Raw genomic sequence first — 24088 nt, 5'->3', positions numbered from 1 at the left:
TTAAACCTCAATCCTGATTTCAAGCTGCGATATCAGGCGAAAAATTTGCGCGCATATTCCAGCGCCTCGACAAGAGAGTCTACTTCGGCGCGGGTATTGTAAAGGCCGAACGATGCCCGGCATGTGGAGGTGACGCCGAAGCGTTTCAAGAGCGGCATGGCGCAATGGGTGCCGGCCCGCACGGCAACGCCGCGCCGGTCGATCACCATCGAGACATCGTGGGCGTGAATGCCCTCAAGCTCAAAGGAGAAGATACCGCCCTTGTCAGGCGCGTTGCCGATGATGCGCAGCGAATTGATCTCGCGCAGCCGCTCGGCGGCGTAAGCGGCAAGATCGGCCTCGTGTGCTGCAATCGCGGCGCGGCCGAGATTGTCCATGTAATCGAGCGCGTAACCGAGGCCGATCGCCTGCACGATGGGCGGCGTCCCCGCTTCGAAACGATGCGGCGGCTCGTTATAGGTGACATTGTCTTCGGTAACGTCGAGGATCATCTCGCCGCCGCCCTGGAACGGCTGCATCTCGCGCAACCGGTCCGCCTTGCCGTAGAGCACGCCGATGCCCGAGGGACCATAAAGCTTGTGGCCGGTCATCACATACCAGTCGCAATCGATATCGCGCACATCCACCGGCATGTGAACCGCGCCCTGCGAGCCATCAACAAGCACCGGAATGCCGCGCTCATGCGCGATGCGGCATATTTCCTTGACCGGAACGATGGTGCCGAGCGCATTCGACATATGGGTGATGGCAACGAGCTTGGTGCGTTCCGTCAGGCTCTTTTCGAAAGCCTCGATATGAAACGCGCCGTCATCATCGACGGGCACCCAAACGAGCTTGGCGCCCTGCCGTTCGCGGATGAAATGCCACGGCACGATGTTGGAGTGGTGCTCCATGATCGAGATGACGATCTCGTCGCCCTCGCCGATCTTGGGCATGCCGTAGCCATAGGCAACCGTATTGATCGCCTCGGTCGAGGATTTGGTGAAGACGATCTCGTCCACCGAACCGGCGTTCAGGAACCGGCGCACTTTTTCGCGCGCCGCTTCATAGGCGTCGGTTGCGGCATTGGAGAGGAAATGCAGGCCGCGATGCACGTTTGCGTACTCATTTGCATAAGCATGCGAAACGGCGTCGATCACCACCTGCGGCTTTTGAGCGGACGCGCCGTTGTCGAGATAGACCAGCGGCTTGCCATAGACCTCGCGCGACAGGATCGGGAAATCCTTGCGCACGGCTTCGATGTCATAAGGGGCCGCCATTGCGGTCTGGTCCATTTCTCGGGCCCTTTCATGGTGCTCTTCTGGAGAGCTCCGGGTTTTGCAGTCGTTACCGCTGCTTCACGTCATCCTCGGGCTTATCCCGAGGATGACGACGGAGAGGTTGCTAAGCGTGATGCTCCAGCCAGCCGGAAATGATCGTCTCCAGCGCCTCTACCAGATTTTCTTCTTCCAGTTCCTCGACGATCTCCGCGACGAAGGCGTTGACGAGCATCGCCCGTGCTTTTGCCCGCGGCACGCCGCGCGCCATCAGGTAGTAGAGATGGTTGTCGCTGATATCGGCAACCGTCGCACCATGGCCGCACTGAACGTCGTCGGCGAAGATTTCCAGTTCCGGCTTTGCCGAGAACTCGCCATCGTCAGACATCAGCAGCGTATTGCACGCCATCTTCGCGTCGGTCTTCTGGGCATCCGGTGCGACCCGGATCATGCCCTGGAAAATGCCCTTCGCACGGTCGAACACCACATTGCGGAAAACTTCCGTCGAGGTCGTGTTCGGCACGTTGTGGCCGAGAACCATCGTCACGTCGGTATGGGTTTCGCCACCCAGAAGGTTGACGCCGCGAACGATGAGATCGGTGCCCTCACCTTCCACGTCGATGCGCAGTTCCTGACGCACCAGCTTGCCGCCGGCATTGATCACGAAGAGACGGAGCTTCGCTTCCGCGCCAAGCTTGATGCGCAGCTGACCAAGGTGAATATCGGCAGCACCCTGCTGTTGCAGAAGAATCCAGGTTGCTTCCGCGCCATCCTCGACGACGATATCGCTGACAGAGGACACAAGAGCGGCATCAGACGTCACCGAAAGGTGACGCTCAATGACGGTCGCTTTCGAACCCTTGCCAAAACGCACCGGGAAGCGGCTGTGAACCTGGCCAGCGCCATGGATCGCCTGCAGTTCGATCGGCTTATCGAGCTCAGCATCGGCGGGGATCTCGACCACGATGCCGTCACGCACGAAGCTGCCATTGATGCGGCCAATCGTGTCATCCTTGCTGGCTTCCGCCAGACCTGCGGCGGCGGAACCGTCGAGAAGGCTATCCGCAAAGCGCGATACGCTGACGTCATCGACCCTGCCGATATCGGCCGTGCCATGCAGCATATAAGCCACAGGCGAACCGGCAACGACGGACGTCACCTTCTCGATCACAGGCGCGGGGCGATCCTCAGGGACGGTCCGCAGCAGGCTCTTCAGATCGGTATAGTGCCAGGCCTCAATGCGGCGAGTCGGAAGACCGCCGGTTTTGAGATCATCGAACAGCACATCGCGGGCGGCAACCACGGCACCATCGCCGGGCAGCTCGCTGAACTTGGCGGTGTAGGCATCGACCAGCGCGGTTTCCGCTGGCGTCAGCCGGTTGGTAGCTTGAATGTTCATGGACATCACCTCCTGGCCTTCAATCAGGCCGCTTCACCGATGATGTCGGCGTAACCGTTGTTTTCCAGTTCCAGCGCCAGAGCCTTGTCACCCGAGCGGATGATCTTGCCCTTGTAGAGAACATGAACGCTGTCAGGCACGATGTAATCGAGCAGGCGCTGATAGTGGGTGATGACGACGGTGGCGCGATCCGGCGACTTCAGCGCGTTGACGCCGTCAGCCACGATCTTCAGCGCGTCGATGTCGAGACCGCTATCGGTTTCGTCGAGAACGCAGAGCTTCGGCTCCAAGAGCGCCATCTGCAGGATTTCAGCGCGCTTCTTCTCACCTCCGGAGAAACCGACGTTGAGCGGACGCTTCAGCATCTCCATGTCGATCTTCAGATCGCCGGCTGCTTCCTTGACGCGGCGGATGAAATCAGGCGTCGTCAGCTCGGACTCGCCGCGCGCCTTGCGCTGCTCATTCATCGCAACCTTGAGGAACTGCATGGTGGCAACACCCGGAATTTCGACCGGATACTGGAAGGCAAGGAAAATGCCCTTGGCCGCGCGCTCGGCGGCATCCAGTTCCAGAATGCTTTCGCCGTTATAAAGAATGTCACCGGAGGTGACTTCATAGTCCTCACGGCCCGACAGGATGTAGGACAGCGTCGACTTGCCGGAACCGTTCGGCCCCATGATGGCAGCAACCTCACCAGCGGCAACCTTCAGGTTGAGACCCTTGATGATCTCGGTTTCGGTATCGGCGATCTTTGCGTGCAGGTCGATGATTTCAAGCATGTTCAATTCTCTCGATCTTGTTTTCTCTTTCTGGAAGAGAAACGTTCAAATATCTCTGGTCTCAGTGTATCGGCCAGCCAGAATATCGCGGCCAACGCGAGACCGCTGCCTATCAGAAGAGGCTTGGCGAATGTCCATCCCGCCAGCAGCCCGCCAACTCCCAGAAAAACTCCGCACATCGATACGAACATGCAAAGCAATATGAGAAGCGCGGAGCCGCCGAGTCGGGAAGTCTCCATCAGCCCACGCTTCCTTCCAGCGAAATGCCGATCAGCTTCTGCGCTTCCACGGCAAATTCCATCGGCAGTTCCTGAATGACTTCCTTGACGAAGCCGTTGACGATCAGCGCGATAGCCGCTTCCTCGGGAATGCCGCGCTGCAGGCAATAGAACAGCTGGTCTTCGGAAATCTTCGACGTCGTCGCCTCGTGCTCGAAATGCGCAGAGGAATTCTTCGCCTCGATATAGGGCACGGTATGCGCGCCGCACTTGTCGCCGATCAGCAGACTGTCGCACTGCGTGAAGTTGCGCGTATTCGTCGCCTTGCGGTGGGCCGAGACCTGACCGCGATAGACGTTTTCCGAGAAACCGGCAGCGATGCCCTTGGCGATGATGCGGCTCGACGTGTTCTTGCCGAGATGGATCATCTTGGTGCCACTGTCGATCTGCTGGTGACCGTTGGAGACCGCGATGGAATAGAATTCGCCGCGGCTGTCGTCACCGCGCAGGATGCAGGACGGATATTTCCAGGTGATGGCCGAACCGGTTTCCACCTGCGTCCACGAGATCTTCGAACGGTTGCCACGGCAGTCACCGCGCTTGGTCACGAAGTTGTAGATCCCGCCCTTGCCTTCCTTGTCGCCCGGATACCAGTTCTGGACGGTGGAATATTTGATTTCGGCATCATCGAGCGCCACAAGTTCAACCACGGCGGCGTGAAGCTGGTTCTCGTCGCGCTGCGGGGCTGTGCAGCCTTCCAGATAGGAGACGTAAGCCCCCTCTTCGGCGATGATCAGCGTGCGCTCGAACTGGCCGGTGTTCTTTTCGTTGATGCGGAAATAGGTGGAAAGCTCCATTGGGCAACGAACGCCCTTCGGCACGAACACAAAGGAACCGTCAGTAAAGACAGCCGAGTTCAGCGTCGCGTAGAAATTGTCCGTCGTGGGAACAACCGAGCCCAGATATTTCTTCACCAGTTCCGGATGCTCGCGCACGGCTTCCGAAATCGACATGAAGATCACACCGGCTTTGGCCAGTTCCGCCTTGAAGGTGGTGACGACGGAGACGCTGTCGAACACGGCATCAACAGCGACCTGACGCTTTTCGACGCCAGCGAGGATTTCCTGTTCTTTCAGCGGAATACCGAGCTTTTCATAGACCTTCAGCAGCTCCGGGTCGACTTCATCGAGCGACTTCGGGCCGGGGGTGCTTTTCGGCGCAGCATAATAATAGAGATCGTTGAAGTCGATCTTGGGGTAGCTGACGCGCGCCCAGGTCGGCTCTTCCATCGTCAGCCAGCGCTTGTAAGCCTCAAGACGCCATTCCAGCATCCATTCCGGCTCCTGCTTCTTGGCCGAGATGAAACGGATCACCTCTTCCGAAAGGCCCTTCGGGGCCTTGTCGACTTCGATATTGGTTTCGAAGCCATATTTGTACTGGTCCACATCGATCTGGCGGACCTGATCGATCGTTTCCTGAACCGCTGCCATGTCGTTCTCCAATCTCGCCGGAGCCAAGGTCCGGTGGCTTGTCAACGTATCAAGGCGGAAAGCCGCCTTATTTGATCTCTGGGTAAATCGTTCCGAGCCGTCAACCGGGGCGGAGCTTATACCCATATAGGTGCGGGATGGCGCTTTTCACACATCCCGGCAAGCGGAAAATTGCTAATCCGCAATTCTTTGCCGCATTTTACGCGGCCTGACCGGAAAGCTTGCGCCGTCCGGCAATTTTCGCAAAGGCCGCAAGCGTCCTGTCGATATCGGCCTCGTCAGTTGCGTGACCGATGGAAATCCTGAGCGCGCCTAGCTTGGGATCGTGCCCCATCGCGCTCAACACATGGCTTTCGCCCACCTTTCCGGATGAACAGGCAGAACCGGCAGAAAGTGCGATACCTTCTATATCGAAGGCGATCTGCCCGGTCTCGGCCTTCAAGCCCGGAAGCGTGAAAAACGTGGTATTGGCGACCCGCATGACCTCCTCACCGTGGATGATCACATCAGGCGCGTTTAACCGCATCCCTTTTTCCAGCCGCGCCCGCAGCCCGGCAAGACGCGCCGCCTCAGCCTCGATATTCTGAGCAGCAACAGCGGCGGCAGCCCCAAAACCGATAACAGACAGGGTATTTTCCGTTCCCGAGCGATGGCCCTTTTCCTGGCCACCACCATGGATCAGCGGCTTCGGCATCATCACTTCACCGCGCGAAATGAGAGCCCCGGCACCCTTCGGGCCACCGAGCTTGTGAGATGAAATCACAATGAAGTCGGCATCGAGCGCGTTGATATCGAGCGGAATACGGCCCGCCGCCTGCACGGCATCAACAACCATCAGCCCGCCAGCCGCATGAACCAGCCGCGCCGCTTCAGCGACGGGCTGCAGAATGCCGGTCTCATTGTTCACCAGCATGCAGGCGACCATCGGCAGGCCGGCGGACCTGTCATGCGAAGACAGCAGCGCCTCAAGGGCGGCAATATCGAGGATACCTGCTGACGTAACGGGAACTTCCGTAACGTTACCGCTGTCAAAGCGGCCACCTTCGCGGAAGGCCGGATGTTCGATGGCGGAAATATAGAGCTGACTGACCCGGACCGGGCTGCGTCCCATTTTGAAATCCGGTGTCAGCACCAGATTGGCCGCTTCCGTCGCGCCGCTGGTGAAGGTCACGTGGGCTGATTCAGCCCCGGCCAGCGCTGCAACCTCGCGGCGGGCTGTCTCGATTACAGCCCGGGCGGCCCGGCCTTCGCGATGGACGGAAGACGGATTGCCGGCAAACTCGAGCGCAGACACAAGAACATCCCGCACGGCCGGCAAAAGCGGCGCCGTGGCGTTCCAGTCCATATATGTGCGCGTCAAAACCGTCATGGCGGTGAGGCTTTATCCAATCTTCCATGCGCAAAAACGCATTTTTCTTGAAATTACAGTTGCGCTTGCCTTATGACACGGTCCGAGTGCTTAAGCACACGCAAAGTTTCGAATTATTCTAAACTGCGTTCTAGAAAAGATGACACAGTTCGTCAAGTCTTCTCATCGGAAGAATGCGGTTGGAGAATGAAAAAACACGACCGGAGTACCAATGCCCGAAGTCATCTTTAACGGCCCTGCGGGTCGCCTCGAAGGCCGTTATCAACCCTCCAAGGAAAAGAGCGCGCCGATTGCGATCATCCTTCATCCGCACCCGCAGTTCGGCGGCACGATGAACAACCAGATCGTCTATCAGCTCTTTTATCTTTTCCAGAAGCGCGGTTTCACGACGCTCCGGTTCAATTTCCGCTCCATCGGCCGCAGCCAGGGCGAATTCGACCACGGTGCGGGCGAACTGTCCGACGCCGCCTCCGCGCTTGACTGGGTGCAGAGCCTGCATCCGGATTCCAAGAGCTGCTGGGTCGCGGGTTATTCTTTCGGCGCCTGGATCGGCATGCAGCTTCTGATGCGCCGCCCGGAAATCGAAGGTTTCATGTCGATTGCGCCGCAGCCGAACACCTACGACTTCTCCTTCCTCGCGCCCTGCCCGTCGTCCGGCCTCATCATCAATGGCGATGCCGACAAGGTCGCGCCTGAGAAGGACGTGAACGGTCTGGTCGAAAAGCTGAAGACCCAGAAGGGCATCCTCATCACCCACCGCACCGTCCCGGGCGCCAACCACTTCTTCAACGGCAAGGTGGATGAGCTGATGGGCGAATGCGAGGACTATCTCGACCGTCGCCTGAATGGTGAACTGGTGCCGGAGCCGGCGGCGAAGCGCATTCGGTGATAGGCCGGTAGCATTGCGGCAGACAATAGTGATCGGTGGTGGGTGAACCAAGCCCACCGCCATCAACTACGCCCGCACCAATACCCCACCCGTCACCGGCTCGCTCACCCCCGTCGTACCCGGATAAGTCAGCGGCAGTCCCTTTAGCGACCGAACGGCCAGATAGGCCCAGGCCTCCGCCTCCATAGCCCCGCCATCAAAACCCGCCTCCTCCGCCGCAATCACGCGTGCGCCGACCTTTGCTGCAAGCCCTGCAAACTCTTCCATGATCACCGGGTTCAACCGCCCGCCACCACAGACCACATAGGTCTTCGCCGCTTCCGGCAGGTAACTCGCCGATTTGAGGATTGCCGCCCCTGTCACATGCGCCAGCGTCCGCGCGCCGTCCGCAATCGAAACCTCACCCATTTTCGGCGGCGAAAAATCGCTGCGATCCAGCGAACGGCGGATATTGGCCGAGAAGAACGGGCTTTCCAAATAGTGCGCCACCAGCGAAGGGACCACGCTGCCTCCCGCCGCCGTCCTGCCGCCCTTGTCGAAGGCCTTGCCGGTATGGACCTCGATCCACTGGTCGATCAGCATATTGCCGGGACCGCTGTCGAAAGCGGCAAGCCGGCCACCCTCGCCGATATAAGTCAGATTGGAGATACCGCCGATATTGACGAAGACTGCAGGCGTTTCAAACCCGTCAGGCAGATTGGCAGACAGCGCCATATGATAGGCGGGAATGAGCGGCGCACCCTGCCCGCCATGCACCATGTCGTTGGCGCGCATGTCATAAACCACGTCAATACCGGTTTCGGAGGCCAGCAAAGGCCCGTCACCGATCTGCACCGTCAGCGCCTCATCCGGCCGGTGCAGCACCGTCTGGCCATGAAAACCGAGGACATCGATATCACCGGGCTGAAGCCGGTGGCTCTGAAGAAAGGATTTCACCACCGCCGCATGCGCAAGCGTCAGCTTGCGCTCGGCCTCATCAAGATCTCCGGGGCGCTCGCGACGCTCGCGAATGGATTTCGCAGTCACGAGCGCCCTTTGCCAGATGGCGCGCAGGCCCGGATCATAGGGAAAATAACCGCTCGGCCCATGCCGAACCACGCTTTCGCCATCCGTGCGCAACAGGGCGATATCGATGCCGTCCATCGATGTACCGCTCATCAGCCCGATTGCCGTTTTGACCTCGCCCACGTGCCGCTCCCCTGCAAACTCGAATCATGCTCGCCTGAATCCCGACATTCATGGCCGAAACGGGTGCACATTTCAAAAAACAATGATAAAGCCGCCACGGTCATCGGTTTTCGATGGCCGCACAGATCAAACCAGAAAGTAAAAGGTTATGTCCAGGTTCAAGTCCGATTTCCTCCGCACGCTCGATGAGCGCGGCTTCATTCACCAGATCTCCGATGAGGCAGGTCTCGACGAACTGTTCGCCAAGGAAACCGTGACCGCCTATATCGGCTATGACCCGACGGCTTCCAGTCTGCATGTCGGTCACCTCACCCAGATCATGATGCTGCACTGGATGCAGAAGACCGGCCATCAGCCGATCTCACTGATGGGCGGTGGCACCGGCATGGTGGGCGACCCTTCCTTCAAGGAAGAAGCCCGCAAGCTGATGACGATCGACATGATCGAGGACAACATCACCTCGCTCAAGCACGTCTTTGCCAACTACCTCGATTACGATCGCCCCGGCAACCCGGCGCTGATGATCAACAACGCCGACTGGTTGCGTGGTCTGAACTACCTCGAATTCCTGCGCGATGTCGGCCGCCACTTCTCGGTCAACCGCATGCTGTCCTTTGACAGCGTGAAGACCCGCCTTGATCGCGAACAGTCGCTGTCCTTCCTCGAATTCAACTACATGATCCTGCAGGCCTACGACTTCGTGGAGTTGAACCAGCGCACCGGCTGCCGCCTGCAGATGGGCGGCTCTGACCAGTGGGGCAACATCATCAATGGCATCGACCTCGGTCACCGCATGGGGACACCGCAGCTTTACGCGCTGACCTCGCCACTTCTGACCACCTCTTCCGGTGCGAAGATGGGCAAGTCGGCGTCGGGCGCCGTGTGGCTGAACAAGGACCTGCTGCCGGTCTATGATTTCTGGCAATACTGGCGCAACACGGAAGATGCCGACGTCGTACGCTTCGCCAAGCTGTTCACCACCCTGCCGATGGATGAAATCGCCCGCATTGCAGCGCTAGGCGGATCAGAAATCAACGAGGCGAAGAAAATTCTCGCAACGGAAGTGACGGCGATCCTGCATGGCCGCGCCGCTGCGGAAGAGGCTGCCGAAACGGCGCGCAAGACCTTTGAAGAAGGCGCGCTTGCCGAAAACCTGCCTTCGATTGAAGTTCCCACAGCAGAACTCGAAGCCGGCCTCGGCGTGCTTTCACTCGTTGTCCGCGCCGGTCTCGCCGGCTCGAACGGCGAGGCCCGCCGCCACGTTCAGGGCGGTGCGGTCAAGATCAACGACAAAGCTGTGTCCGACGAGCGCCAGATCATCGGCACCGCCGATATCACCGCGGACGGCGTCATCAAGCTTTCGGTCGGCAAGAAGAAGCACGTTCTGGTTCGCCCGGCGTGACCGACAAGAAAACGCGCAATCGGGGGCCGCGAAAGCGGCCCTTTTTCTTGGCGTGTTTGCCGTAAGCGCCTAGCGGTTTTACGCGCCTGCGATGGGATGAACCTGGAGCTTGGGTCCATCGCATTCATTAGGATGACTTTTCTAGAATTCGAATATCTGCCGGAAGACGCCGGGAGCGATCAGCGATAGCGGATTGATCGTCAGCTTCGGCTGATCGGTCTGACCCGAGAGCTTGAATGTGATGCCGAGCAGGCCGCGGTCACGGCCATTGCCAAGGAAGATGCCGATGAACGGCAATTCGCCGAAGAGCCGGTTCAGGCCATAGGCCGGCATGAAGGTGCCGGTCATGTCCATGCGGCCGTTCTGGTCCTTCAAGAGCCCCTGGAACGTCGCGCCGATCTGCTCGCCGCGCACAACGCCGTTCTCGACGGCAACCGCGCCGTTGACATAAACGATACGCGCAAAGCCCCGCTGGAATTTCTCAGAGCTGACATCGATATTGCGTCTCACGGCATTGTTGAGGCTTCTGCCATCCTCGCCGGTCGGCGTCGCCACGATGTCCTGCAACTTCGCTTCGTTGACGACGGCAAAATTGCGCAGGTCGAGCGAGCCGCTCCAGTCGCTGCCATTGGACGTCGTCAGCGCGAGATTGAGAAGCCCGCCGCGGATGCGGCTGTAGATATTGGCGAAACGGGCGAGCGAACCGGCATCGCTGCTGGTCAAGGTTACCGTGCCGCTCGCACCACGATTGGTGGTCTGGGCGACGACGGCCTGACCATTGCCGGTGACACCGCGCACATCCACCGCGCGCACCTTGCCATCTCGCACGCTGACATCGGCGTTGACATTGCCGAGAACCTCGTCGTTGAACCCGTAGACCTTGTCGAACTGCGCCTTGACCGAAAGCGACGGCTGGGAGCGTGATACACCATCGCCGCTGCTGGAGGGGTTGCGTAGCTTCGAGATGAAGGGCCTCAAATCGGCGGATTTCCCCGATGCATTGACGATGTAACCGTTCTTCGAAGCGGCGACCGATACGGCGTAGTTATCGGACGGCGACAGTTGTACCCGATTGAGATCGGCGGAAATCAGTCCGTTCTTGGAAAAGACGATATCTCCGGCGGCACCAAATCCATCGCCATCGAGCGAGAAGTTGCTGATCGACGTGCGTCCATCCGCCACCTGGATGGTAAAGGCGGCGCTGGCAGGAATGCCGATGCCCTTGCTCCAGCCAAGTCCCGGCAGAATGAGCGATGCTTTGGTCAGGTCCAGGCGAACATCCTGCCGTTTTGGATCAGCCCCTTCGATTTCAATCGCGGTGGTGCCGCCGAGAACCGTCGAGAGTTCCGGTGCGAGCTTGGCGATCTGCGTCTCGTTGAGGCTTGCCTTGAGTGACAGTGTCGGCGCGATATCGCTTTTCTTGCGGACCGGCTCCGTCATCACAATGTCCATCGGCACATCGTCGATACGGCCCTTGCCCTCCAGCCGGAGCTGTCGGTCATCCAGCGTCATGAAGCCATCGACAGCCGTCACCTTCCGGCCGGCAAAAGGTTTCGTCAAAGACAGGTTCTTCAGGTCGAGATCGGCCGTCCAGACCGGCGGCGGCGGGTTCTGGCTGGAAAGCAGGCCGACGGTCAGATTGGCGTGGGCTTTGACATCCCCGGCAAAATCATCCGGCTTGAATTGCGTGTCCTTGAGCGCATTGATGGGTTTCAGCGTCGCGAGCTCCGCAACGGCATCGGCAGCGCCCGAAACGTTCAGCTCCAGATTTCCCAGCAGCGGCTTGTCGTACACATCGGAAATGAGGAAGCGGCTGTTTTCCAACGCAAGCGACCGGTTGGACGGGAAATAGGTCGTTCCCTGTTTGATATCGACGGCCATCTTGCCGCCGACGAGGTCGAAATGAGCATCGACATCGCGCAGCGGCGGAATGTCACCGGTGGTATTGAGGCGCGTATCATCGATGTCGAAACGGATCTGCATCTCGCTGTCGCCGAGCACCAGCGGGCAGCCCGGCCCGCACATCCGTCCTTGCGGGATGAAGACCGCGATCGAGCCATTGGTAATCGTGCCGCCGTAGAGATTGGACACGACCCATTCGCGCGGCTTGTGCGCCATCCAGAAAGGCCACAGCTGCTTGACCGCCGTCGCCTCCATTTTCGGAATCTGCCCGGCAAAACTGATTTCCGGCGATCCCTCGCCAAATCGGAGTTTCAGGGATCCCGCCATGTCTCCCAGTGGCCCGCTGACGTAGAGCGAGGGTACCTCAAGCTGCTTTGTGGAGGCGGTGAAATGGCCTTCAGCCTTCGCACTGAAAGGCACGGGCTCCTCGCCCGAAGCCTCCGAGGAGGCGATACCATTATCGACCCGGAGCGACAGTTCGAAACCGTCGTCGGCATCGCTGATCTCTCCGGCAACAGGGATTACGGTGCGCCCGAGGTCGATGCGTGAATTGTCAATGACGAGCCGGCTCTTTGCGAAATCGTAACGGGCGTTGACCGTTCCTGCGGTGAAGGTCTGGGACTCGCCGCCGATCATCAGCAGACCATTGCCGAGCCCGACAGAGACTTCGAGCCGCGGCTCCTGCCCTTCCGCCGCACGCCGAGCAAGAATATTGACGCCCGTCTTGACGTTCAGGCCTTCGTGCAGATTGCCCTCGGGATCGAATTTTTCGAGAAAGGGTCCGATGTCGAAACCATCGATCCGTGCCTCAAAGCCGTCGATGCGCCCACCCGATCCGGATGTCTGCAACGAGACGCTCGCAACCTCACCGTTGAACAGCGTTTCGCCATCGAGAGAATATCCGCCCTGCTGATCCGGCGTCAGCGACAGTTCACGCACCTCAATTGTGCGCGGTTTTCCCTGCTCTCCAGGGGGAAGACGTACCGACACGCTGGAAATATCAATCTCTTCGGTGCCGCTGCTGAGGAAGGCCTGGGCGAGCTTGTCCAGCTGGCCGAACGCCTCCTGCAATTGCTGAGGCACCGCGTCGAGCTTGAGGCTGGCAAGGTCGAAACCGTTGCCTTTCGGCAGAAGCGCGGTGTCGAGCTCCATCCCGTCGGCTTCGAGGCTTTCCACCGAGACGCGGCCGGTGAGGAGCGCGAGCGGATCGAGCGCCATGCCGATTGCCCGCGCGCGGCTGAGATGCTGACCGGATTCTTTCTCGACGATGTCAACATCTTCCGCCACCAGCGCCAGCCGCAACCCGGTGGAAAACCGGATGGCAGAGGAACCGATACGCGCGCTGTAGTGCGGGCCGAGCGCCTTCTCCAGCGCCTGCTGCGCCTGGCTCGAGAGCGTCTTGTCGATTGAGCCGGTCTCGACCGACAGTATGATGCCACCGATGGACAGGAAGGCCAGAACGAACAAGGCCGCAAAAATCTTGAAAAGTGCGCGCGCCATGGAGCGCGGCGGCGGGCAATGCACGATGATCGGGTCTTCGGCCTGCGCCGACGGAAGATCGTGCAAAGCAACGATATCCCGCTTGCCGAACTTGACCTTTTCACCCCTTATTTCAGCCATACGCCCGTGCTTGCCTCTGGATCCACTGTTTCGCCGCGACACCAAAGCGGGATGGCGAAAATCGATGCGGTTTTCGTCTGGAATCACGCCCCTTATCGGTAACCCGGATCATGATCGAGTTTTCGTGTCGTTTCGACCCCAAAATCTCAAATCGCGATCTGGACGGCGCGCGGTTTCGCTATATATCGAATGTGGCGACTTTCCCTCAACATCCCGGCGAAAGAAAGGTAGATTATGACAGACTTGAAGATTGGCAGCCCGGCTCCCGATTTTACTTTGCCCCGTAACGGTGAAGGGACGGTGACATTGTCGAAACTTCAAGGCAAGGCGGTCATCCTCTATTTCTACCCCAAGGACGACACGTCGGGCTGCACCGCAGAGGCAATCGACTTCAGCGCGCTCGGCGGCGAGTTCGAAGCTGCCAACGCCGTCGTGATCGGTATTTCGCCCGACAGCGTCAAAAGCCACGACAAGTTCGCGGCCAAGCATTCGCTTTCGGTCATGCTGGCCTCCGACGAGGAAAAGGCCGTTCTGGAAGCCTACGGCGTCTGGAAGGAGAAAAGCATGTATGGCAAAAAATACATGGGCGTCGAACGCACCACCTTCCTCGTGGCGCCTGACGGAAAAATCGCGGAAATCTGGAACAAGGTGAAGGTTGCGGGCCACGCGCAGGCCGTGCTCGAAGCAGCAAAGACGGTGTAGGGAACAACCCGCCGTGACGTCCCCGTTCAAGATCGCATCGCTTCGCGGCGGTGCGACGGATGCCATCAGGAGCGCTGATCTCGACACCAAGACCGCGCTCGCGCAGGAAACAGCGAGCCGCTGGTTCGAGCGTCGACTGTCGTTGCGCTCGCCGCTCGACCCTGCCCTGCCGGAGCGGCCGGGCAGACCGGAGAAACCGGTGCTCGTGCCGCCGACCGCCGTCGAGCGTCGCTCGCTTCACACCATCAAGGGCCGGATCGCGCTCTTGCACGCCATCGCCCATATCGAACTTAATGCCGTCGATCTCGCACTCGATATCGTCGCCCGTTATGCCAGCGAACCGGTGCCGCATTCCTTTTTCGATGGCTGGATGCAGGTCGCGTTCGAGGAAGCCAAACATTTTCGCATGGTCCGCGACCGGCTGAGGAGCCTCGGTGCCGATTATGGCGACTTGCCGGCCCATGACGGACTATGGCAGGCCGCCCACTCCACCCGCAACGACTTGACCGCACGGCTTGCCGTCGTGCCACTCATTCTTGAAGCGCGCGGACTGGATGTGACCCCTTCCCTGCAGGCTAAGATGCGGGAGACAGGCGACCTCGAAAGCGCTGCCGTTCTCGACGTCATCTATAATGATGAAAAGGGCCATGTCGCGATCGGGGCCAAGTGGTTCCGGTTTCTCTGTGCCCGTGAAAAGAAGGACCCCGCCGCCACCTTCAGGCAATTGGTACGCGCCAATTTCCGCGGCCCTCTAAAGCCGCCGTTCAACGATCTCGCCCGTGCCGAAGCCGGCCTCACGCCTTCGTTTTATCGCTCGCTGACCTCCATCAGCCAATAGCAAACGAGGTGGAAACGCCTGCCCGGCAAAACTTCGTTAACCTTAACGAATTATGTTTTCCCTTTAGAAATCGGCCAGTCCGGAGAGAGATTGTGACTGATACGGGGCAAAACAGGGTGTTCGGCAAGAAGCGTGAGCCACACGTGCTCATCCTTGCGCGAGGTGAAAGCGTGCGCCATATGACCATCCGGCCGTGGATGGCGGCGCTTGCCGGCTGCACGATCGGCCTTTTCTCGCTCGGTTATCTCGGCGCCACAAGCTATCTCATCCTGCGTGACGACCTCATCGGCGCGACGATGGCGCGCCAGACGCGCATGCAAAACGACTATGAAGACCGCATCGCAGCACTGAGAGCGCAGGTGGACCGCGTGACATCGCGACAATTGCTCGATCAGCAGGTTGTTGAAAAGAAAGTGGAAAAGCTGCTCGAGCAGCAGGCGGCACTGACCTCGCGCCACGGGCGCATGAGCGAATTGCTCGAGCGCGCCGAAAGTTCCGGCATCGCCGCCGACCCGGCCGCACCGCCCTCCCTCTCGAACGCTCTGGCGCCGGAAAAACGTGCCGATCTTTCCGGTGGCCTTTCCGCAATCGAAAAGCTGATGACGCCTCGCCATCCGGAAAGGCCTGCCGCACCAGACCGGCGCGCCGCTTATCTGCCCGAAAGCCGAGAGACCCCGTCTGATCGGGCCGACCGGGTGTTTTCCAAGGTGACGTTGTCGCTGAAGGATATCGAGCGCCAGCAGATATCGCGCATCGCGCGACTCACGAGCGACGCGGAGGATAAGGCCAACGCGATGCAGGACATCATCCGGCAGACGGGCCTGAAGATCGAAGAGGACGGGGCGACCGACATTGGAGGGCCCTATGCTGAACCTCAACGCGGCGAAACTGACCCGTTCAACCTCTCGCTTACCAACCTCGACAATGCGCTGAACAGGCTCGACATCGTCAAGGAAACCGCAACCACCCTGCCCTTCGGTAACCCAGCTCCGGGCCGATCGATCACCAGCCGGTTCGGCAACCGCATGGATCCGTTTCTCGGCCGGCCAGCGCTACATACCGGCATTGATTTTCGTGCTGAAACGGGCGCGGACGTCAAATCGACGGGCGCGGGCCGGGTGACAGTGGCGGAATATTCAGGCGGTTACGGCAATATGGTCGAGATCGATCACGGCCAGGGCGTTTCAACGCGATTCGGCCATCTCTCGGCTATTGTGGTGAAGGCGGGCCAGAAGGTCGAAGCCGGCGACGTCATTGGCCGGGCCGGCAGCACTGGCCGCTCCACAGGCCCGCATGTGCATTACGAGGTGCGCCGCAACGACATGCCTGTTGACCCGATGCGATTCCTCATCGCCGGAACGGAGCTTAAAACCTATCTGAAATAGCGCACCGAAATTAACGCTTCCTTTGCTATTTTAACGATAAATCGGCGAAATATGCGCCACGGGCCAAAAAGCCCCGCCTTCGGCATCACGTTTCCAGCGCTTTTCCCGTTGTTTCCTTGACTTTCCGGCAATTTGGGCCTATCCCCGCGCCAAGTCTATGCAAGTGCCACAGCGCACGCAGGTATTTCATACCGAACCAGAACGGAAAAAGTTCTTCCTTTGACAACATTCTCTGATCTTGGCCTGAGCCAAAAAGTTCTTTCCGCTATTGCAGATGCCGGCTACACGACGCCGACACCCATTCAGGCTGGCGCCATTCCGCCGGCGCTGGAAAAGCGTGATATCTGCGGTATCGCACAGACCGGCACGGGCAAAACCGCGTCCTTCGTCCTGCCGATGCTGACCCTGCTCGAGAAAGGCCGCGCGCGTGCCAGAATGCCGCGCACGCTAATCCTTGAGCCGACCCGCGAACTGGCCGCCCAGGTCGCCGAGAATTTCGAGAAGTACGGCAAGAATCACAAGCTGAACGTCGCGCTTCTCATTGGCGGCGTTTCCTTCGAAGACCAGGACCGCAAGCTTGAGCGCGGCGCCGACGTGCTGATCTGCACCCCAGGCCGCCTTCTCGACCATTGCGAACGCGGCAAGCTCCTGATGACCGGCGTGGAGATCCTCGTGATCGACGAAGCCGACCGTATGCTGGATATGGGCTTCATCCCCGATATCGAGCGTATCGCCAAGATGATCCCCTTCACGCGTCAGACACTCTTCTTCTCGGCCACCATGCCGCCGGAAATCCAGAAGCTGGCCGACCGCTTCCTGCAGAACCCTGTCCGTGTCGAGGTCGCGAAGCCCTCCTCCACCGCCAAGACCGTTGCGCAGCGTATCGTCGCCGCTCACAACAAGGACTATGAGAAGCGCGCCGTGCTGCGCGATCTGGTCCGCGCCGAAGAGGCTGAGCTAAAGAACGCGATCATCTTCTGCAACCGCAAGAAGGACGTCGCCGACCTGTTCCGCTCGCTCGATCGTCACGGTTTCTCCGTTGGCGCGCTGCATGGTGACATGGACCAGCGTTCGCGCACGACGATGCTGCAGAATTTCAAGGACGGCAATCTGAAGCTGCTCGTCGCATCCGACGTTGCCGCCCGTGGCCTCGATATCCCTGACGTCAGCCACGTCTTCAACTTCGATATTCCCATTCACTCGGAAGACTATGTCCACCGCATCGGCCGTACCGGTCGTGCCGGGCGCTCGGGCAAGGCCTTCACCATCGTCACCAAAAGCGACACGAAATATCTGGACGCCATCGAGAAACTGATCGGCGAGAAGATCGAGTGGCTGAACGGTGACATCTCCACCCTTCCCGCGCCCATGGAAAGCTTCGAAAGCAATTCGGGCCGCCGGGGCAAGGAACGAGGCGGCCGAGGCCGCGAGCGCAACCGCCGCGATGCCGCGCCGGTTGAAAACATCAATCAGGGTTTACAATCCGCTGCGGACACGGACGTCGCGGCTCATGGAGACGACAAGGTGAAAGCAGAACGCAGGCAGGAAAAGACCCCGCGCAATTCCGACCGGAACATTCGCAACCCGCTGCATGCCAATGACGACAACCGTGATCGCCGCCGTCACTATCGCGACCACGACGATGGCCCGACACCGGTTGGTTTCGGTGACGATATCCCTGCTTTCATGCTGATCGTGGCAAACGCCAAGGCCTGACCAATCGATGGACAGCATGACGCCGACCGCCAAGCCAGGCCTTGATTTTCCGGGTGTTGGTGTTGGCCTTGCTATTGTCAGGGACGGCCGCGTGCTTCTTTGCCGGCGCTTGAAGGCGCCGGAAGCCGGATACTGGAGTATTCCGGGCGGCAAGGTCGATCATCTTGAAACCTGCCTCGCCGCAGCCCGCCGAGAAGCCGAAGAAGAAACCGGCCTCACGATCGGCGAGATCGATTTTCTCTGCCACAGCGAATATATCAATGAGGAAGAGCGTCACCATTGGGTGTCGCTGATGTTTGTTGCGCGTAATGCGCAGGGCGAGCCTGCCTTGACCGAGCCGGACAAGCTTTCCGCCATTGAATGGTTCGATATGGATGAGCTCCCTGAACCGCTCTCCGCCTTTGCGAGGGACGCTATCGCAACGCTGAAACAGACCGGCGCGACACCGTACAAGGCCACCCTCTGAACGCGGGGCGAAAGCCGGAAATTCCGTTGGATGGTCGGTTTCGGGGAAGGTGGACAGCCATTTTCCAGGCCAAATCTCTCCTACGGAAAGCGGGCGAGCAAGAACGGCTTTTTCATAAGGCCGGCCCAACTCAATTTTAAATTGATTGAATTAGCCAAACGTAAAAAGCCGCTTCAGTTTCCCGAAGCGGCTCATACGTGATGAAAAACATAGAATATAAACGCAATATAGTCTGGCAGTGCTTATAACCGGAACACTTCCGAGGCCGTTAAAGCCAATTTCAGTCGTCCCCTGAAACGCCTTCATCTAAACGAATGATCTACTTTCCGTCAAGCTAATCTGCTCGCAAAAGCGAAAAAATTGCGGCCAGATAAACCTTCCGGCCGTGTCAAACTTTACGTATTTGGAATATATATCAGCGGGTTGCCTAAGTGGTTATTAATTATCATATTTATAATCTGCACTTAGCCAGCGCGAAGCCCTTTAATATGTTTTCCAAATTGATACTCTATTCCACGAAGGTATTATTTTTCTAAAACAATATAAGTACTTGCCTTAACCTGATGAAGGGGCCCAACGGCGACGTGCACAATGTTGGGCGGACAAACACATCAAAGGCAATTGAAGGCTTGATTTGCAGGCGAGTAAAACAACTTCAAATTGCCATCCATCGATTTACCTGCTGGAGCCGTACTGAGACACTAGGCGGTCCGGGGCGAGACAGTTTTTGATACACCCATAAGCGCACATCTCGTGGCGCTGAAGGGCGGAAGCCGAAAACCAGAAGCGGCGCACGGTCGCGCACCGGTTCCCGCCAGGAACGTTGTCGACAAGGTGCTTCGGGCGAATGTCTGGGATATCGGCGTATTTTTCCTTTGGAAAACCTGCTGTTGCCGATAAACATCAAGCCGGGACAACAGGATTTCGATCACGTCATGCTTTCACTTCGCCTGCTAACGATTATCGCCGGTTTTGCCTTTACGGGCGCAGCGAGCGCGGCATCGATTGGCATCGTCGCCCCGCAGAATGGTCCTTACGAGCTTCTCGGCCAGCAGGTGCGGCAGGGCGCAAAGGCGGCGGCGGCAAAGCTCGGGCTTGATATCGTTGAAATTCACGAAAGCTGCGAAGACGGTAGCGGCGGTGCGATTGCAGATGGTCTGGTCGCCGCCAAAGTCAGTGCTGCGATCGGGTTTTTATGCACCGAGACGCTTCAGGGTGTCCTGCCGCCCTTAAAGGCAGCGGGCATACCCGCGATCACCCTTTCCAGCCGGGCACCGATCCTGATGGAAGACGCACTGAAATACGGCTGGCCGCTGTTCCGGCTTGCCCCGTCGGACAGGGCCGAATCCGACCGGATCGCAGAAATCATGCTGCGCGACTGGAAAGGCCATTCGATTGGGCTGGTGGATGATGGCACGATCTACAGCCGCGAACTCGTCGATCGCATCCGCTCGGTATTGGAGGAAAACGGCTTGAAGCCGACGTTCAGCGATACGATGCGGCCCAATCAGGAACAGCAGGTGGCGCTGGTCCGGCGGCTGGCGCGCACCGGCGTCTCCCACGTCTTTATCGGCGCGGAGCGCAACGACGTGGCCATCATCGCAAGGGACGCCGCATCCGATAACCTCGCCCTGACCATCATGGGCGGCGACGCGATGAATGCCGCCAATAACCCCGTCCCCCTGACGGCCAGTGTGCTCGCTGTCACACGCCCGGCCTATGACACATTGCCCTCCGCGCTGGCAGTTGCGGCTGAACTGCGCGGCGCAGGCATCGAGCCCGAGGGTTACGTGCTGCCTGCCTATGCCGCGGCCGAACTGAGCGCCCAGCTTGCAGAGGCCGTGCAGGCGCAGTCGAAACCTGCGCCGGAAATCCTGGCTGGCGGCACCGTCTTTAAAACCGTCATCGGCGATCTCGGCTTCACCGCATCGCACGACCTGACGGACAATCCCTATCGCCTGCAGCGCTGGAACGGTCAGCGCTTCGAACCGGTGGACAGGGCCGAAAAACAATAGACATCGTGCCTGTCGAAAAATTCGATGAAACGCGTCTGAAAACGACGGACAACCGCGCGGCCGGCCGTTTCAAAGCGGAATACTTGGTGTTAAAGGCAACTTACGCAACGCGTCGAGAGGAGTTTGCCCCATGTCCCTGCCCATCCGCATAGCCCCGTCCATTCTGGCTGCGAATTTCGCCAAGCTTGGACAGGAAGTCGCCGATGTCACGGAAGCCGGCGCTGACTGGATCCATCTCGACGTCATGGACGGCCATTTCGTGCCGAACATCTCCTTCGGCCCTGATGTCATCAAGGCGCTTCGCCCGCACAGCAACGCCTTTTTCGATTGCCATCTGATGATTGCTCCCGTCGATCCCTATCTCGAGGCCTTCGCCAAGGCCGGGTGCGATAGCATCACCGTGCACGCAGAGGCCGGCCCCCATCTGCACCGCTCGCTCCAGACCATTCGCGGACTTGGCCTCAAGGCCGGTGTGACGCTCAACCCTGCGACGCCGCTTTCCGTCATCGAAAACGTGCTCGATGATGTCGATCTCGTGCTGATCATGAGCGTCAATCCCGGCTTTGGCGGTCAGAAGTTCATTCCCGCCATGCTCGACAAGATTCGCGCGGCAAAGGCAATGATCGGTCAGCGGCCAATCGAGCTGGAGGTGGATGGCGGCGTGACGGCACAGACCGCAGGTGATATCATTGCCGCCGGAGCCAATGCACTGGTCGCCGGTTCGGCGGTCTTCAAGGGCGATGGTGTCGAAGACTATCGCAAAACGGTCGCCCTGCTGCGCTCGGCAGCGGAAGCCGGACGGACCTAACCCACCCGGCTGAATGCGGCACAACAGGGCGTCGGGGGATCGCCATGGAAAGCAGCATGGATTTCCGTGACAAGTCGCTGCTGGCTCTGCTCATCCTGTTCGGCGCGTTTGGTTGGGGCGTCTGTTCAGCTGCATCCGCCGCTACTGGGCTCTATGTCCGCAACAGGCTGGAAACCGATCATACCGCCGATATCGTCATGCTTTTTTTCGCGGGCGGTTTTTTCGGCTGGATTCTGGCGCTGACAGCGCTCCGCTTTCTCCCTGCCTCGACATCCGGGCCATTGCGTTTTGCGGCGGCCTGTCTCGCCATCGCATTCTTCACGCTCGCCGGTGCGGCAGCCGTGTTCGCATTCGAATACCGCATCTTTTATGCGCAATGGCACGCATCGACCTTTTCAAGCATCTGGTTTTTCCAGCAGCTCTTCACCTCGCTTGGCGCGGTGTATCAATTCGCAGTTCTCGGTCTCGGACTGTATTTTCCCTTTGCCGCTCTTCCGCTCCTGCCCGCCGGCGCAATCCTCTGCCGGCGTGCGCGGCAAGCGACATAGCCATGCAGCTTGATAGATTGAGATTACCGGAACACTTTGCTAAACGGGCAGCAAAATTCCTCCACTAAGAAAGTCATTGCCATGATCCCTCGTTACTCCCGGCCGGAAATGGTCGCCATCTGGTCGCCGGAAACAAAATTCCGCATCTGGTTCGAGATCGAGGCACATGCCTGTGACGCGCTGGCCGAACTCGGCGTCATTCCGAAGTCGGCAGCCCAGACCATCTGGGAAAAGGGCGGCAGCGCCACCTTCGACGTCGCCCGCATCGACGAGATCGAAGCCGTGACCAAGCACGACGTCATCGCCTTCCTTACCCATCTCGCAGAATTTGTCGGTCCCGACAGCCGTTTCGTCCATCAGGGCATGACATCGTCGGATGTGCTCGATACCACGCTCAACATCCAGCTCGTGCGCGCCGCCGATCTACTGCTCGCCGACATGGACCGCGTACTCGCCGCGCTGAAGACCCGCGCCTTCGAACACAAGAACACGGTGCGCATTGGCCGCAGCCACGGCATCCATGCCGAGCCGACAACCATGGGCCTGACCTTTGCCCGCTTCTATGCCGAGATGCACCGCAACCGTGAGCGCCTCGTGAATGCCCGCGCGGAAATCGCCACCGGCGCGATCTCCGGCGCCGTCGGCACCTTCGCTAATATCGACCCGCGCGTCGAAGAACATGTCTGCGAAAAGCTCGGCCTTATCCCGGAGCCGGTTTCGACGCAGGTCATCCCGCGTGACCGTCACGCCATGTTCTTCGCGACGCTCGGCGTCATCGCCTCGTCGATCGAAAACGTCGCCATCGAAATCCGCCACATGCAGCGCACCGAGGTTCTGGAAGCGGAAGAGTTCTTCTCTCCCGGCCAGAAGGGCTCGTCGGCGATGCCGCACAAGCGCAACCCGGTGCTCACTGAAAACCTCACGGGCCTTGCCCGTCTGGTGCGCATGTCGGTCGTCCCGGCCATGGAAAACGTTGCCCTCTGGCACGAGCGCGACATCAGCCACTCCTCGGTCGAGCGCGCGATCGGCCCTGACACGACTGTCACTCTGGACTTCGCATTGAACCGTCTGGCCGGCGTCATCGAAAAGCTGGTGATCTACCCGGACAACATGTTGAAGAACATGAACAAGTTCCGCGGTCTCGTCCATTCGCAGCGCGTTCTCCTGGCGCTGACGCAGGCTGGCGTATCGCGCGAAGACGCTTATCGTCTGGTCCAGCGCAACGCCATGAAGGTCTGGGAACAGGGTGCGGACTTCCTTGAGGAACTGCTGGGCGACGAGGAAGTGCGCGCTGCTCTGCCTGAGGCGGTCATCCGCGAAAAATTCGACCTTGGCTACCACACCAAGCATGTCGACACGATCTTCACCCGCGTCTTCGGCAACGCCTGAGACTTGCACCGACCTCGAGACTTGACGTTAATGCCGCCGCGGCCTTGATCGCGGCGGCATCACAACACAGATATGGGCGCATGAAAGTTTCAGAAGCAGATATCCTGATCGTCCCCGGTTACACCAATTCCGGCCCCGACCACTGGCAGAGCCGCTGGGAGCGCAAGCTCTCCACCGCCCGCCGTGTCGAGCAGGCGGAATGGTCGAAACCCGTAAAGGAAGATTGGGTCGCCCGGCTGGTCGAAGAGGTCAATGCCTCCAGCAAGCCAGTCGTTCTCGTCGCCCATTCGCTCGGCGTTCCGACCGTGATCCATGCCCTGCCCGAAATCGGCAAGAAAGTATCGGGCGCGCTTCTCGTTGCGCCGCCTGATGTCGCCAATCCGGACATCCGGCCGAAGCACCTGATGACCTTCGGGCCTTACCCGCGCGATCCGCTGCCCTTTCCGACGATCACCATCGCCAGCCGCAACGATCCCTTCGGCTCCTACGAACACGCCGATGACATCGCAGCCGCCTGGGGCTCATTGCTCATCGATGCCGGCATGTCGGGCCATATCAATGCCGAATCCGGCCATGGGCCATGGCCAGAAGGCGGCATGGTCTTCGCCCAGTTCCTGAGCCGCCTGACGGCGGTTGAGCCCTGAGGACAGAGGCAGGTTACCATCGGCCCTGCCCGCGCCCATTTGATGAAGCCGAAGCGGCCTCCGAC

General features: G+C 59.4%; 19 protein-coding genes. 12 read left to right on the top strand and 7 right to left on the bottom strand.

Annotation, left to right across the window (positions count from 1 at the left end; genetic code table 11):
- Nucleotides 1-32: 32 nt before the first annotated feature.
- From AT6N2_RS01370 to AT6N2_RS01350, 5 genes are all read right to left on the bottom strand, one after another.
- The gene (locus tag AT6N2_RS01370) at nt 33-1274 is read right to left on the bottom strand and encodes a cysteine desulfurase (RefSeq protein WP_063948754.1); all 1242 of its coding nucleotides are present in this window, start codon (nt 1272-1274) and stop codon (nt 33-35) included.
- Between the two features lie 109 nt (nt 1275-1383).
- The gene (gene sufD / locus AT6N2_RS01365) at nt 1384-2655 is read right to left on the bottom strand and encodes a Fe-S cluster assembly protein SufD (RefSeq protein WP_209087825.1); all 1272 of its coding nucleotides are present in this window, start codon (nt 2653-2655) and stop codon (nt 1384-1386) included.
- A 23-nt stretch (nt 2656-2678) separates the two neighbouring features.
- On the bottom strand, nt 2679-3434 hold the full coding sequence (gene sufC / locus AT6N2_RS01360; protein ID WP_003522658.1) for a Fe-S cluster assembly ATPase SufC: 756 nt from the start codon (nt 3432-3434) through the stop codon (nt 2679-2681).
- A 238-nt stretch (nt 3435-3672) separates the two neighbouring features.
- Entirely contained in the window at nt 3673-5142 is a 1470-nt protein-coding gene (gene sufB / locus AT6N2_RS01355) for a Fe-S cluster assembly protein SufB (RefSeq protein WP_006698793.1), read from the bottom strand.
- 199 nt (nt 5143-5341) lie between these two features.
- The gene (locus AT6N2_RS01350; RefSeq protein ID WP_209087822.1) at nt 5342-6511 is read right to left on the bottom strand and encodes a cysteine desulfurase family protein; all 1170 of its coding nucleotides are present in this window, start codon (nt 6509-6511) and stop codon (nt 5342-5344) included.
- Between the two features lie 211 nt (nt 6512-6722).
- On the opposite strand from AT6N2_RS01350, the gene AT6N2_RS01345 reads away from it, so the two are divergent.
- Nucleotides 6723-7400 carry an alpha/beta hydrolase gene (locus AT6N2_RS01345; protein ID WP_063948746.1) on the top strand — a complete coding sequence of 226 codons (678 nt, stop codon included), beginning with the start codon at nt 6723-6725 and terminating at the stop codon, nt 7398-7400.
- 66 nt (nt 7401-7466) lie between these two features.
- On the opposite strand, the gene AT6N2_RS01340 is transcribed toward AT6N2_RS01345, so the two are convergent.
- On the bottom strand, nt 7467-8588 hold the full coding sequence (locus tag AT6N2_RS01340; RefSeq protein WP_209087819.1) for an anhydro-N-acetylmuramic acid kinase: 1122 nt from the start codon (nt 8586-8588) through the stop codon (nt 7467-7469).
- A 148-nt stretch (nt 8589-8736) separates the two neighbouring features.
- Between AT6N2_RS01340 and tyrS the strand changes: the two genes are divergently transcribed.
- Nucleotides 8737-9990: a tyrosine--tRNA ligase gene (gene tyrS, locus AT6N2_RS01335; protein WP_063948742.1), complete on the top strand. Its 1254-nt coding sequence runs from the start codon at nt 8737-8739 to the stop codon at nt 9988-9990.
- Nucleotides 9991-10131: 141 nt separating this feature from the next.
- Here tyrS and AT6N2_RS01330 read toward each other — a convergent pair whose 3' ends face one another.
- Nucleotides 10132-13512 (bottom strand): DUF3971 domain-containing protein, encoded by a 3381-nt coding sequence (locus tag AT6N2_RS01330; RefSeq protein ID WP_209087816.1) that lies wholly within the window; start codon nt 13510-13512, stop codon nt 10132-10134.
- Between the two features lie 234 nt (nt 13513-13746).
- Here AT6N2_RS01330 and bcp point away from each other — a divergent pair, with 234 nt between their 5' ends.
- From bcp to AT6N2_RS01280, 10 genes are all read left to right on the top strand, one after another.
- Nucleotides 13747-14214 (top strand): thioredoxin-dependent thiol peroxidase, encoded by a 468-nt coding sequence (gene bcp, locus AT6N2_RS01325; protein WP_063948738.1) that lies wholly within the window; start codon nt 13747-13749, stop codon nt 14212-14214.
- Nucleotides 14215-14227: 13 nt separating this feature from the next.
- Entirely contained in the window at nt 14228-15052 is an 825-nt protein-coding gene (locus AT6N2_RS01320; RefSeq protein WP_209087813.1) for a ferritin-like domain-containing protein, read from the top strand.
- Nucleotides 15053-15144: 92 nt separating this feature from the next.
- Nucleotides 15145-16437: a M23 family metallopeptidase gene (locus AT6N2_RS01315; RefSeq protein ID WP_209087811.1), complete on the top strand. Its 1293-nt coding sequence runs from the start codon at nt 15145-15147 to the stop codon at nt 16435-16437.
- Nucleotides 16438-16656: 219 nt separating this feature from the next.
- Nucleotides 16657-18153, top strand: coding sequence for a DEAD/DEAH box helicase (locus tag AT6N2_RS01310; RefSeq protein WP_209087808.1), 1497 nt, complete (start codon nt 16657-16659; stop codon nt 18151-18153).
- Between the two features lie 7 nt (nt 18154-18160).
- Nucleotides 18161-18619 carry an NUDIX domain-containing protein gene (locus AT6N2_RS01305; protein WP_209087805.1) on the top strand — a complete coding sequence of 153 codons (459 nt, stop codon included), beginning with the start codon at nt 18161-18163 and terminating at the stop codon, nt 18617-18619.
- Nucleotides 18620-19506: 887 nt separating this feature from the next.
- Entirely contained in the window at nt 19507-20634 is a 1128-nt protein-coding gene (locus AT6N2_RS01300; RefSeq protein WP_209089577.1) for a branched-chain amino acid ABC transporter substrate-binding protein, read from the top strand.
- 130 nt (nt 20635-20764) lie between these two features.
- The gene (rpe, locus tag AT6N2_RS01295) at nt 20765-21442 is read left to right on the top strand and encodes a ribulose-phosphate 3-epimerase (protein WP_063948726.1); all 678 of its coding nucleotides are present in this window, start codon (nt 20765-20767) and stop codon (nt 21440-21442) included.
- 44 nt (nt 21443-21486) lie between these two features.
- Nucleotides 21487-21990 carry a hypothetical protein gene (locus tag AT6N2_RS01290; RefSeq protein WP_209087803.1) on the top strand — a complete coding sequence of 168 codons (504 nt, stop codon included), beginning with the start codon at nt 21487-21489 and terminating at the stop codon, nt 21988-21990.
- A gap of 81 nt (nt 21991-22071) precedes the next feature.
- Nucleotides 22072-23379: an adenylosuccinate lyase gene (gene purB / locus AT6N2_RS01285; protein WP_063948722.1), complete on the top strand. Its 1308-nt coding sequence runs from the start codon at nt 22072-22074 to the stop codon at nt 23377-23379.
- A gap of 80 nt (nt 23380-23459) precedes the next feature.
- The gene (locus AT6N2_RS01280; protein ID WP_063948721.1) at nt 23460-24023 is read left to right on the top strand and encodes an alpha/beta hydrolase; all 564 of its coding nucleotides are present in this window, start codon (nt 23460-23462) and stop codon (nt 24021-24023) included.
- The last annotated feature ends 65 nt before the right edge of the window (nt 24024-24088 follow it).

Origin of the sequence: Agrobacterium tumefaciens (genome assembly GCF_017726655.1) — a bacterium.
Lineage (GTDB): Bacteria > Pseudomonadota > Alphaproteobacteria > Rhizobiales > Rhizobiaceae > Agrobacterium > Agrobacterium tumefaciens_B.
Note: the sequence above shows the minus strand (reverse complement) of the source record. Positions and strands in the feature narration are given on the sequence as shown.